General features: G+C 47.7%; 8 protein-coding genes and 1 pseudogene. 7 read left to right on the forward strand and 2 right to left on the reverse strand.

All coding sequences use genetic code 11. The features are described from left to right. Nucleotides 1-126 precede the first annotated feature (126 nt). The 5 genes from XMG48_RS04720 to XMG48_RS04740 all read left to right on the forward strand — a co-directional run bounded on the left by XMG48_RS04720 (nt 127) and on the right by XMG48_RS04740 (nt 10,099). The gene (locus tag XMG48_RS04720) at nt 127-1,182 is read left to right on the forward strand and encodes an efflux RND transporter periplasmic adaptor subunit (RefSeq protein WP_173480913.1); all 1,056 of its coding nucleotides are present in this window, start codon (nt 127-129) and stop codon (nt 1,180-1,182) included. Continuing rightward, a complete protein-coding gene (locus XMG48_RS04725) occupies nt 1,172-4,387 on the forward strand; it encodes an efflux RND transporter permease subunit (protein WP_173480914.1) in 3,216 nt (1,071 codons plus the stop codon). Before XMG48_RS04720 ends, XMG48_RS04725 begins: the two co-directional genes overlap by 11 nt. 110 nt (nt 4,388-4,497) lie before the next feature. Next, entirely contained in the window at nt 4,498-4,746 is a 249-nt protein-coding gene (locus XMG48_RS04730; protein WP_173480915.1) for a hypothetical protein, read from the forward strand. Between the two features lie 214 nt (nt 4,747-4,960). Continuing rightward, the gene (locus XMG48_RS04735; RefSeq protein ID WP_173480916.1) at nt 4,961-7,735 is read left to right on the forward strand and encodes a hybrid sensor histidine kinase/response regulator; all 2,775 of its coding nucleotides are present in this window, start codon (nt 4,961-4,963) and stop codon (nt 7,733-7,735) included. 192 nt (nt 7,736-7,927) lie between these two features. After that, nucleotides 7,928-10,099 (forward strand): response regulator, encoded by a 2,172-nt coding sequence (locus tag XMG48_RS04740; RefSeq protein ID WP_173480917.1) that lies wholly within the window; start codon nt 7,928-7,930, stop codon nt 10,097-10,099. 103 nt (nt 10,100-10,202) lie between these two features. Here XMG48_RS04740 and XMG48_RS04745 read toward each other — a convergent pair whose 3' ends face one another. Next, a complete protein-coding gene (locus XMG48_RS04745; RefSeq protein ID WP_173480918.1) occupies nt 10,203-10,559 on the reverse strand; it encodes a phasin family protein in 357 nt (118 codons plus the stop codon). Between the two features lie 167 nt (nt 10,560-10,726). Between XMG48_RS04745 and XMG48_RS04750 the strand changes: the two are divergent. Together XMG48_RS04750 and mtnN are read left to right on the forward strand one after the other, a co-directional pair. Continuing rightward, nucleotides 10,727-11,458 (forward strand): annotated as a pseudogene (locus XMG48_RS04750) (RluA family pseudouridine synthase); the annotation flags it as partial. A gap of 51 nt (nt 11,459-11,509) precedes the next feature. Further along, nucleotides 11,510-12,298 (forward strand): 5'-methylthioadenosine/S-adenosylhomocysteine nucleosidase, encoded by a 789-nt coding sequence (gene mtnN / locus XMG48_RS04755; protein WP_173480920.1) that lies wholly within the window; start codon nt 11,510-11,512, stop codon nt 12,296-12,298. Between the two features lie 19 nt (nt 12,299-12,317). Here the strand turns inward: mtnN and XMG48_RS04760 are convergent, their stop codons facing one another. Further along, nucleotides 12,318-12,809, reverse strand: a complete 492-nt coding sequence (locus XMG48_RS04760; protein WP_173480921.1) for a TlpA disulfide reductase family protein — start codon at nt 12,807-12,809, stop codon at nt 12,318-12,320. Nucleotides 12,810-12,821: the final 12 nt, after the last annotated feature.

Raw genomic sequence — 12,821 nt, forward strand, 5'->3', positions numbered from 1 at the left:
TTGAATTTCATTCAGTGTAGCAGGGCATTCAGAAAGTACAGAAAATATTAAAAAATCTTTTATATTAGTTTTGCCTAATATATTATTACCGGAACTTAACCCTTATAAACGAATAGAGTGTTTGATATGCAGATCAGAAAGGCCGTTAACCTAGCAGTGACCGCGTGCACCCTAGTGACAACCATTTCACTAACGCAACTGGCTTCAGCCCAAGAGCTAGCGTTTACTGAGACCAAAATTATTCAGCAACCGATCAAGGTCGAATTCGACGGGACTGTGGAAGCGGTTAATCGAGCTATTGTTGCCGCACAAACTTCTGGTCGAATTCTAGAATTACCTTTTGATTATGGCGATTTTGTTGAGCAGGGCAGTGTGATAGCTCGCCTAACACAGAGTGAACAGCGCGCAGGGCTGGATGCTGCAAGAGCTTCTCTCAATGAAGCACAAACCGCTTTTGATGAAGCTACTCGTCAATTGGATCGTTTAACCGCACTGTTTGAGCGCAAATTGGTCGCGATCGCGCCTGTAGACAGCGCTCGCCAACAACGTGATGCAGCCAAAGCAAGACTCGATGCAGCAAAAGCTCAGGTTTCTAATGCCCGTGCTCGTTTTGATTACACTGAGGTAATCGCGCCCTATTCAGGTGTAGTGGTTAACAAGCTAGTTTCTGAAGGGGAGACGGTACAACCAGGTACACCATTGATAGAGGGGATTGCACTGGATAGATTACGTGTTCGAGTTCAAATCCCGCAAGCCAACCTGGTCGATGCCAAACAGAGTCAGTTTGTTAATGTTGTGTTGGGTGATCAGGTTGTAGAACCTGTCGATCAACGCTTAATTCCGACAGCCGATCCACTAAGTCATACCTTTACACTGCTTCTAACGTTACCAGCGGGTGACCCTGCTCAAATGCCGCTTCCAGGTGAGTTAGCACGTGTTCAATTTACCATTGATGAAGAGCCTGTGCTGACTCTGCCTAAGTCATCTATAGCGACTCGTGGTGAAGTGGAAGGTGTTTATGTGGCTTCAGGCGATTCAGCCCTCCAATTTAGATACATCAGAACCGGTCAAACTGCTGGTGAACAGGTAGAAATTATCTCTGGTCTCGCAGAGGGCGAAACCGTAGCACTTGATCCTATTAAAGCGGCCTCAATTTATAAGGAGGCGAATCGTGCAGAGTAATGACACTCAAACACTGGGCATATCGGGACGAATTGCCAAGAGTTTTTTAACGACTGAAATTACCCCGCTACTGGCGATCGTGGGTCTTCTGCTAGGTCTTTTTGCCGCGCTGGTGACACCGCGTGAGGAGGAACCACAGATCAACGTCACCTTTGCCAACGTGATGATTCCTTTTCCAGGCGCAAGTGTTGCTGAAGTAGAGTCGCTTATCACCACATCTGCAGAGCAGGTGGTGTCAGAGATCAGTGGCGTCAAAAACATCTACTCTGTTTCCAGCCCAGGCATGGCGCTGTTGACGGTTCGTTTTGAGGTCGGCGAGCCAAGAACCGATGCGATTGTCCGTCTCTATAACGCCTTCTACTCGAACAGAGATATCTTCCCGCCGAATATGGGTATTGGTGAACCGGTCATCAAACCTAAGGGCATTGATGATGTACCAGTTCTAGCTGCGACCTTATGGAGTCGTGATGAATCAGTTAGCAGTGCCGATCTATTGAACGTCGCTCATACGATTCAGTCTGAGCTTCAGCGAGTTGAAGGAACCCGCGATATCACTGTGATTGGCGGCGCTAACCGTGCCATTCAGATCGACTTCGATCCAGTCAAGATGGCGGCACTCTCGGTTACTTTGGATGATGTTCGCGCTAAGTTGCAATACGCTAATGTGACAGCCGATACTGGTGATCGCGTCAAAGCGAACAGCGCCATTCGAGTTCAAGCAGGTCAACTACTTCAGGATGTCTCAGAGGTTAAAAACCTAGTGATAAACGTTCGAAATGGCGCACCGGTTTACCTTCGCGACATTGCTAATATCTACGATGCTCCAGAACAACCGAATCAATACGTCTCTTTTGGTACTGGTCAAGCGGCTGCAGAGCAAACTGCTGTTACACCTGCGATCACCATAGCAGTTGCCAAGAAACCGGGTGAAAACGCGGTTGAAGTCGCGGATGCATTGATCAAACGATTTGATGCGATTCAAGGCATCTATGTACCAGATAATATTGATACAACCATTACACGTAACTATGGTGAGACAGCTGATGATAAGGCGCAAACCCTAATCAAAAAGCTGATTTTCGCTACGCTGTCGGTCATCGTCCTAGTGCTATTTGCACTGGGTGTTCGTGAAGCTATTGTGGTGGGCATTGCCGTTATCGTCACCTTGGCTATTACACTCTTTGCCTCATGGGCATGGGGCTTTACCCTTAACCGAGTGTCGCTATTTGCGTTGATCTTCTCGATCGGCATTTTGGTTGACGATGCCATTGTCGTTGTAGAAAACATACACCGTCATATGTCGATGGGTGTTAAATCACTACGTGAAGCGATTCCCCTTGCAGTCGATGAAGTGGGTGGCCCAACAATATTGGCAACCTTTACTGTCATTGCAGCCCTACTGCCTATGGCCTTTGTCAGCGGCTTGATGGGCCCTTACATGTTGCCGATTCCGATCAACGCCTCAACAGGTATGCTGATCTCACTAGCCGTCGCCTTCATCTTGACCCCTTGGCTCTTTTTGAAGCTGTTTAGACGTCATGTTGAAACAGGTCATTCAGCGGACCATGGCCACTCTGAATCTCGCTTCAAAGGTCTATTTGTTAAGCTACTGACACCGATGCTGCGTCAGGGTAAAGGGGCGTTAAACCGCTACCTATTGCTGGTATCGATTCTGGCGATGATCGGTGGATCCGTCTACTTGGTTGTTAATCAGTCGGTCATTCTTAAGATGCTGCCCTTCGATAACAAGAGTGAGTTCCAGGTCATCGTTGATATGCCAGAGGGAACTTCTCTAGAGCAGACGCAGCGTGTCTTAACTGAGTTGGCAGATGATCTACAGGCACTTCCTGAACTGAAAGATTTCCAAATCTACTCAGGGTCTGCCTCGCCGATTAACTTCAATGGCTTAGTTCGTCAGTACTACCTGCGTTCAGCACCTCATATGGGTGACATTCAAGTGAACCTCAGTGATAAGGCGTTACGTGATCGTAAGAGTCACGAAATAGCGCTTGAAGCACGTGCTCTGCTTGCCGACACGGCTAAGCAATTCAACGCCAACGTGAAGGTCGTTGAGATGCCGCCAGGGCCTCCGGTTATGGCACCTCTAGTGGCAGAGATCTATGGTCTGGATAAGCAGGGTCAAATTGACCTAGCCAAACAAGTTCGCGCGCAATTTGAGTCTACCGAAGGGGTAGTCGATGTCGATGACAGCATTGAAGCCCAACAGACTAAAGAGATCTTCACGATTGATCGCGTTCGTGCCGCGCACTTTGGTGTAGCAGATGCGACCATTGTTGCGGCACTAAACAGTGCGATCCGCGGTGAAAGCCTGGGATACCTGCATGATGACCACTCACGCGTTCCCGTGCCATTAACGCTTAAGCTGGGTGACCAAGATAAGGCAAACATCGCTAAGATTGAGTCTATTCAAGTTCGATCAGATAAAGGCACCTTGGTCTCTTTAGCTGATGTTACTCAGCGTATCGATACGCAAGTAGAGCAGAGTGTTTACCATAAAGATCTACTGCCTGTTGTTTATGTCACCGGTGATGTGGCAGGTGATACTGATAGCCCGCTCTATGGTCTGTTTGAGATTGAATCGAAGCTGGATGACGTCGCACCCAGTGGTAATCCTATTGATCGTTTCTTCTTCTCAGAACCTTCTGATCCCTATGAGTGGAGCTTGAAGTGGGATGGCGAATGGCAGATCACTTTTGAGACCTTCCGTGACATGGGTATTGCCTACTCAGTCGGTCTGATCATGATCTACCTACTGGTCGTTGCTCAGTTCCGTTCATACGGTATTCCATTGATCATTATGGCTCCGATTCCTTTAACGATTATCGGAATCATGCCTGGTCATGCGATATTGGGACAGCAGTTCACAGCGCCCTCTATGATCGGAATGATCGCACTCGCTGGCATCATTGTCCGCAACTCCATACTCCTGGTGGATTTCATTCAGCAACAAGTGAAAGAGGGCATGAGCTTCCAAGAAGCAACGATTAATGCGGCTGCAGTTCGCTCGTTACCCATTGCACTGACCGCAGTCGCTGCGATGATGGGTGGCTTCTTTATCATTGACGATCCAATCTTCGGTGGTCTTGCAGTTTCATTGATCTTCGGTTTGATGGTATCAACCATACTGACCTTAGTCGTAATTCCGGTGGTCTACTACCACTACCATTGGAAGAAACATGCTTAATTGATGTTTGATTTGAAAACCCGGCTTTTGCCGGGTTTTTTATTTTGCAAAAGTTGGCACGCCATTTGCTTAACCTAATCAATCGCACCAACAATAATAAGGGGATTGATATGCAACTTTCACAAAACGATTCAAATTACTTAGCAAGCTTCGAACTAGAAACGCTGATGATGGACGCTAAGGATCTTAAAGAGGCAATGTCTAAAGAGATCGCCATTCTTAGTGATAAGGGTAACTACTCGTTAAGAGCCATTAAACGAAGCTCACTGCGCCTATTAGCTTACCAAACAGCTTTGCACAGCCAACAAAATTCGATAGAACGATATGCACGCGTTCATGCACCACTATTGGTGCATTAAGTCTGGCTGGCAATTAACGACCCTTCTCGGTCATTTCCAATCCACTCCGAGGCCTCTGTGTAGTCTTGTTTATGGGCTAACGTGGGGGTTAGTACACTTAGATTCACCACATGGAGTGCTTGATTGTCTGCAAGCAGTTCGGGGGCTCATTCCTGCTTCGGTCTTTTCAGAGTTAGCCAGCCATTGATCAGGCCAAGCTACATATGTGACATTAATGTCTAAAGGTGGCCCAATTCTTGCTTGTCACTGTGGCGTACAAGCGTCAGCCATATTTCTAAGAAAACTCGTGCTGAGCGCTAATTTATTGAAATATGCAATGCAATATGCGTTGCGTTTTGCTAATGAGTTTGCGGGTTTAACATTGCTTATGAGTTCACCAAAGTTTTTTCTGAGTGCTATTTGGGCCACATTTCTATGGTTGTTTTCGGCAGCCTCACTGGCTAACGCAGGAGAGAAACCATCCGGCATTCTGTTGGTGAATACGCTTGGGCCTGATCCGTTCACAACGCAGTTAATTAGCGGTGTAGAGCGTTCGATTGCGACCGAAAACAAGGGGCGGCAATTGTACGTGGAGAACTTGGATGCCTTGCGTCATACATCTTTTCCATTGGAAGAGACCGCTGAGTATCTACAGAGCAAATATCGTGATACGGATCTTCAGGGTGTCATCTTTTTTGGTCATATCGCTCGGCAGTTGGCTGAAATGCATCCCAATCTGCTCAAGAATGTGACCAAAGTCACCGACAACCTTGCTGGGCGCGCCACAGAGGTTCAGTCTGACCTAGTTTATGTCGATTACCTATTTTCCCCATCGTCATTCGTTGACGAAGCTCTTCGTCTGACTAAACCAGAAACTGTATATTTGCTGGGAAGTTCCAGAGATCCGGTGGGTGCTGCCGGATTTGACGCTCTAAAAGCAGTCCTAGCAAGCAGATCTCTTAATGTTGAGATACTGCATGATCAAAATGGTAAGCAGTTGGAGCAGCGGCTTAACTCGATTGGATCTGACAGTATCGTTATTGCAGTCCCCAGATTCTCTCCAATTGAATGGGGTCTTCAGCCTATTGGTGAGATGCAGCGGTTAGTCGCACAGCTTAGCGTTCCGGTCCTCTCTACAGTTTCGGTATTGATGGGTACTGGCATTTTAGGCGGAAAGCTCTTCTCGGTTCTTGGCTTGGGAGAGACGCTCGGGACTGCTGCCCTGGGCGGAGATCCCAGTCTCCTCAATCACCCAGCCCTTTATGATGGCGAAGCGCTATCAAGGCACGGTTTCACAAAGGGCGACCTGCCATCGGATGTTGAGCTCAGTCGACCGTTGACGCCAACATTATGGGAGGCGTACCGGTACGAGGCAGCTACAGTGTTCGGAATGCTTGTAGGGCTAGGCGCTTACTCGCTCTATTTACGTCGACGCGTTGCTGCGGGCTATCGGGAAAAGCTTAATTACCTTGTAGCACGTAGCGCACTGGTCAGCGATCTGGAGGCAAAGAACTCGCGGATTGAGGCGGCACAGCGTGAGACGGATCTGTTGCTAGCGACCGCTGAAATTGTGCTGTTTGAGCTGGATATCGAATCGGGCACTGCCCAATTGGTAGCTGGCCAGCACAAATTGATTCCAAGGAATCAGCCATTTGATCATGTTCAGATGATTCATCGTCTCTCTGCCTCGACCGAGGTTAGGCAGGCTTTGAAGAATACCTTTGCAAGCGATAATGCCAGTTACACCGCGCGTGTACAGTTCGAAACTGGTGATAAGCCGGTATGGGGTCAGGTGGTTACGGGGAGCCAATATAAACGCGAGGGTAGAGCTAAGCGGTTGTTTGCGCGGCTCGATGTGACTGAGCTTCAAGAGAAAAACGAACAGTTGCGCTCGGCTACTGAGAAACAAAAAGAGCTATTTGCCGTGATCGGTTATGAGCTGCGAACCCCCGTAGCTGCGATTGACATGGTGCTAAATGATACCGACCTAGACCTCGCTGAGCGTCTGACTAGTATTCGCGAGATATCACGCAGCCTGCTTCACATTCTGGAGGATTTGCGCACAGTTGTAGCCCCTGAGCGCGCTATTGAGGCTAAGGCGGTGATTGCCAATCCTGTTGATATAGTACAGCGCGCACTTGCGCCTCTGGCACCGTTGCTGAAAGAGAATCAAATTCAGCTTAATTTGCAGGCACCAGTTGGCGTTGAACCGGTATGGCTGAAGGACCAGGCGCTACGCCAATTGGTAACAAACCTAGTCAAAAATGCAGCCCTCCATTCGGGAGGCTCCAAGGTTTGGGTTTCCCTTGAGGCTGCGTCTTGCGGCGAACATTTAGAAATCCAGTTAGCGGTTGCTGATAACGGGATTGGTATTCCAAGTAATCAAGTTGCTAAGGTGTTCTCGGCCTTTGGGCGTGGCGACACCAGCAAGGATGGTTCGGGTTTAGGCTTATATATTGCGAAGCAGCTGGCAGCGCAGTTGGGCGGTGAACTAGAGTATCGAGAAAGGGCATCGAGTGGTGCTCAATTCAGTATGCAATTTAAGGCCGAGGCCGCAAATACTGAGGCACAGGCACAGGCACAGGCACAGGCACAGGCACAGGCACAGGTTAACCTTTCTGGGATGAGTATTCTATTGGCTGAGGATGATCGTGTTTTGAGAATGCTTACTGAGAAAACGATCACCAAACAGGGAGCTACCATCAGAAGTTACGAGAACGGGAGACTGGCTCTAGATAGCTTCCTAGCACAACCCGTTGATCTAGTATTAACGGACTTAATGATGCCCGAAATGAACGGTTTGGAGTTAATTAGAGGTATCCGGCAGGTCGATCATACAGTCCCCATCGTTGCTATAACGGCCGCCGTTGTTGGTGACGAGACTGACGAACTGCTTGAGGCTGGTGCCAACGCTGTTATCTCAAAGCCTATAAGCAGCGAAAAGCTAATAGATACATTGACCTCGATTCACTTGCAGAGCTCAGGTGTAGAACAGGCGAGCGTTGATTGATTTACGACGGGTTGAGCCGAGTGTGTGGCAGGGTGTGAAAATGAATGAGGTGGCGTTCCCGACCCTTCTCGGTCATTTATGACCACTGCACGCGTTGAAAAATCATTCCTAAATGTCAGGTTTGGGTCTATAGTTACTGGAAGCTAGAATTTTGGCGGATGTGCATTGTTGATTAGGTTCTTGATAGTTGGTTTGCTTCAAATATTTGTAGCACTTCCCGTATGGGCGCAAGAAGCGATCTGGGTATTCGAAGACACAACGGCTTCGCGAAGTATTGAAGACGTTGTTGGAAGTCCTGCTTCTTTTGTAAAGACCACCGATACCCATAAAGGGTTTAGTCAGTCGGTATTTTGGCTCCGTGTCGATCTGACAAACGAGACCGCGCAGAGGCAGACGCAGGTGGTGCAGTTCGAGTCACATCTGCTGCCCAAAATAGAGCTCTACGGTGTCCTAGAGAACGCCGCTGTAAGTGGTCTTTCTATCGATAGGGCTGAGCGCCCGCTCCCCACTCTGCTTCCCAGTTTTCCGATTGAGTTAGAGGCGGGCCGCTCTGCAACTCTACATTTTAAAATCACATCGTCCTTCGAAATTGAGCTGGCTTATGGGGTTAAAACCCTTAATGTAGCCCTAGCGGACAACGGAAGGTTTGAAAATCTTCGCTATGCACTAACGCTGGGACTTTTGATCTTGCTGGCTTACAACATAGCCTCAGCGATTATCATTAGACAGGCGTTACATTGGTTGTATGTAGTGTTTGTCTCGTTCATGCTCTGCACGCAGGCCATAGAGATTCAATTAATTCCTTTAGGCAGGCACTTCGCCGCAGTTAGCGGCGCTTTAGGTTTGATTTGCGGAACGCTTTTTCTCGCCTCTCTTTTCAATCAGCTACGAGATAAGTTTGTCCGCTCGGGCATAGCTATTTGCACCATTGCAAGCCTAATCCCCCTTGTGCTCTACGGACCCGCGGCTGCCTATCAGTCGTTGATGAGTTTGTCCGTTCCACTCAACTTATTGCTACTCAGCGCACAAGTGATTGTTTCGCTGGTTAAACGTAAACCTTACAGTAAGTTGGTTTTCGCGGGTTGGACGGCCTTTGTGGGTGGAACGGTTCTGGCCTTGATGGGCGGAAACGGAGTCCTACCGTTCGAATTTCAATCAGCCTACGCTGTTGGAAGCTTGCTTGAGGCCACCTTGTTCTCCGTTCTCCTTGCCTATCGTCTGCATGACCGTGACCAGACTGTCGACTTGTTAGCGCATCAGCGAGCGAACAATGAGCGCCAAAAAGAGATGTTTGCCATAATTGGCCACGAGCTGCGCACACCGGTATCGATAATATCTATGGTTGCTGATAACGCCGACATGCAACCAAACGATAAAGTCGCCCAGATAAAAAGTATCGCTGAAAATCTTTTGAATGTTCTTGAGGATCTGCGAATTGTGGTGGCGCCCGAACGTGCTTTGGTTGCCAAATTAGAGTTAGCAGACCCAGTCGAAATTCTGAAGCGTGCGCTCTCACCGATGAGTTCTATGCTCGCCGCAAATGGCTTCTCCCTGCATATCGAGTCCGCGCAATCCAAAGGTCAATTATTCGAGATCCGGTCACAGCAGTTTCGACAGTGTGTTACCAACCTAGTTAAAAACGCCGCATTACACTCTGGTGGATCTGAGGTTCACGTTAAGTACGAGCATCAGGTCAACAAAAATAACGAGGTAATCTGTCGCGTCAGGGTCGAGGATAACGGCACGGGCATCCCAGATACACTGAAAAATAAAGTGTTCGATGCTTTCAGGCGAGGCGGTACGAATCAAGAGGGTTCAGGGTTAGGCTTGTTTATCGTCAAGAATTTCGCAGAGCAGATGGGTGGTACGCTCGCTTATTCGGCGAGCGAGTACGGTGGCGCTTGTTTTGAGCTCACGTTCCCCGTCAAGGCAGTTAACTCTGAGGCACAGGCACAGGCACAGACACAGACACAGCGTGCAGGCCTCTCCAATATGCGTATCCTACTTGCTGAAGATGATCGAATGCTTCGAATGCTTACGATAAATATGCTGACTAAAGAGGGAGCAGAGGTTAGTGCCTACGAAAATGGAAGGCTTGCCCTCGCTGCATACTCACCAGAAAAGTTTGATCTCGTAATCACTGACTTGATGATGCCCGAGATGAACGGTCACGAGCTAACTAGAAAGATTCGATCATGGTCATCGGAGACTCCTATCATCGCTGTCACAGCTGCCGTTGTTGGAATTGAAACCGATCAATTTCTAGCTGAGGGAGCGGATTATGTCATTCCCAAGCCAGTATCTAAATCCGCTCTACTAGATGCACTTCATGAGATAAACAGTCGCCGTGCAGCTGGATCTTAGATGTCGCCTAAGTGCCGTTAAGAGACAAAAAAGAGAGCCGTAGCTCTCTTTTTTAAAATCACAGCATTCTGCTATGCAAAGTGCAGTGATGTTTAGTTGCTCATTATGCTTTAGCAGACATGAACTTTTTTAGTTCTTCGAACATTGGAGCTGAAGCGTAATCTTCTACACTCTGTTCCATCAGTTCAGTCAATTCAGCTTTAGCGGCTGCAAGTGCTGCGATCTCTTTCTCAGCAACTTCAGTCATTTTAGCTTCAGCTTCTTTCAAGTATTTAACTTGAAGTTCTAGAGCTGCTTTTGGATCTTTAACTTCAGTTAGAGATTTCATCTGTGAAAGAGATGCGTTAACAACCTCTGTTACATAAGATGATTGAAGACCAATTAGGGCTTCAGCAGTCTTCTTGTTGATCTCAGCAATCGCCATCATTGGCTTCATGCTATCTTTTAGTTCGTTCATCATGAGTCATACTCCTAATTTAATTTATTGTGCACTGCACCATAGGGTCAATATATTGTGGTTTTTGCTAACTGTCAAACCTTTTTGTGCACCGCAACAAAAATATATTTAGAAACTCCCACTGTGGTTTTTTTCACGAATAGGTATCATGGCGGCAACACAAGGAAACCGACATGCAACTCTCTATACTCTTCGAAGATGACTATCTTATAGCAGTAGATAAACCCTCGGGTTTATTGGTTCATCCGAGTTGGATTACAAAGCCTGATGAACCCACCTTAATGGGCCTGCTGAAAGAGCACTTTAATGCTGAAAAGCTGCATACTATCCACCGACTTGATAGGGCAACTAGTGGGGTTATGTTGGTTGGTAAAGAGCTTGAGTCATCGAAAACAATGCAAGAGCAGTTTCAGGCCAGAGGTGTAAAAAAAGAGTACGAGTGTCTTGTAAGAGGGTGGTTTAGTGAACCCCAGGGCAGAATTGATCATGCATTGGTGCCCAAATACGATAAATATGCAGATCCCCTAGCAAGCCAGGATAAAGAGGCCAAAGAGGCGGTAACCGACTTTGAAGTCATCGCGCAAACTGAGCTGGATATTCCGGTTGGGCGCTACTCAACATCCCGCTACAGCCTTGTAGCCTGTTTCCCGCACACAGGGCGTAAGCACCAAATTCGCCGTCACATGAAGCACCATCTTCACCCCATTATTGGCGATACCAAATACGGAGAGGGGCGTCATAATCGTATGTTTCGAGACCATTTCAACCTTCATCGATTGGTATTAATGGCGAGATCGATTCAGTTTTCCCATCCAGTGACTGATGAACTGATGACAATTCATGCCGATCTACCTGTTGATATAGAGCGGTTATACGAAGCGATAGGGCTGAATAAGTCCTAATAAATCGTGTTAGAATTTACACCTTATTAGTCCAAACCTTAAGAGTTTCAGATGAGCCGTCCTGACGATATCAATGCCAAGATCCAAACTGACAATGCCACTTCATCCAGTTTAGAGAGCGCACTTAAAAATAGCCCCGTCATCGCACTGATTGGTGCCATGGATCAGGAGATTGAACGCCTAAAAAACAGTATTCAATCTTTACAAGTAAGTGAAATCGCAGGCTTTACTTTTTTTTCAGGGCAGATCGACGGTGTCGACGTGGTGCTGCTTAAATCGGGCATCGGTAAGGTCAATGCTGCAGTGGGTACCACCTTGCTGTTAGATCACTTTAAACCAAGCTGTGTGATTAACACAGGTTCTGCTGGTGGCTTTGATCCAACGTTGAAAGTAGGGGATGTGGTGATCTCTGATGAGGTTCGTCACCACGATGTTGACCTAACCGTATTTGGCTACGAGATCGGTCAAATGGCTAGAATGCCAGCCGCTTACTTAGCGGATGAACTGCTACTTAAGGTGGCTGAAGAGTCTATAGCTCAGTTTGAAAACACCGCATGTCAGCGTGGTTTAATCGCGACCGGTGATGCCTTTATGAGCGATCCAGAGCATGTTGAGAAGGTTAGAGCCAACTTTCCTACGATGAAAGCTGCAGAGATGGAAGCGGCTGCCATTGCACAGACCTGTTACCGCTTTGAGGTTCCGTTTCTAGTTATTCGGGCGTTGTCGGATATCGCAGGCCAAGAATCTAATGTCAGCTTTGATCAGTTCATCGAAACGGCATCAGAAAATTCGGCTCAGATGGTTTTAGCAATTGTTGCCAGACTTGCAAAACTAAGCTGATCCGAAGAGTCGCTGGTTGCTATTCAGCAGCCAGCTCTTTCAGATAGTTGACGACCGATTCACTGTCCCATTCGCGCTCACCGATCACCTTATCAATCACTTCGCCCTCTTTATCGAGCACCAATGTCATGGGTAATCCCTCAAGACGCAGAGTCATAAAGGCCGCTCCCGGCTCATCCAGCCAGATTTCGGGTTCTGCGCCATCAAAGTTCTCCAATACGAAGGCCTCCACCTGATCACTCATATCACCTACATTGATAGCTACCACTCGCGCGTGACCTTCAACAGCCTCCTCTAAACGCCCTAATGCAGGCATCTCACGAATGCAGGGCGGGCACCAGGTTGCCCAGAAGTTAATCAAGCGTACTTCACCTTGGTACGCATCAAGCGTGATAGGGTCACCCTCTAGGGTTTTGAAATCCAGCGGTGGAAGTTGCGCGGCCTGTGAAGTGATCGAACAAATCGATAAAAACATTCCTAGCGTATAGGACTTAATAGTGTGTAAGCTCATAGTTATTAATAC

Source organism: Marinobacterium sp. xm-g-48 (genome assembly GCF_013282925.1).
In the GTDB taxonomy this organism is placed as follows: Bacteria; Pseudomonadota; Gammaproteobacteria; order Pseudomonadales; family Balneatricaceae; genus Marinobacterium_E.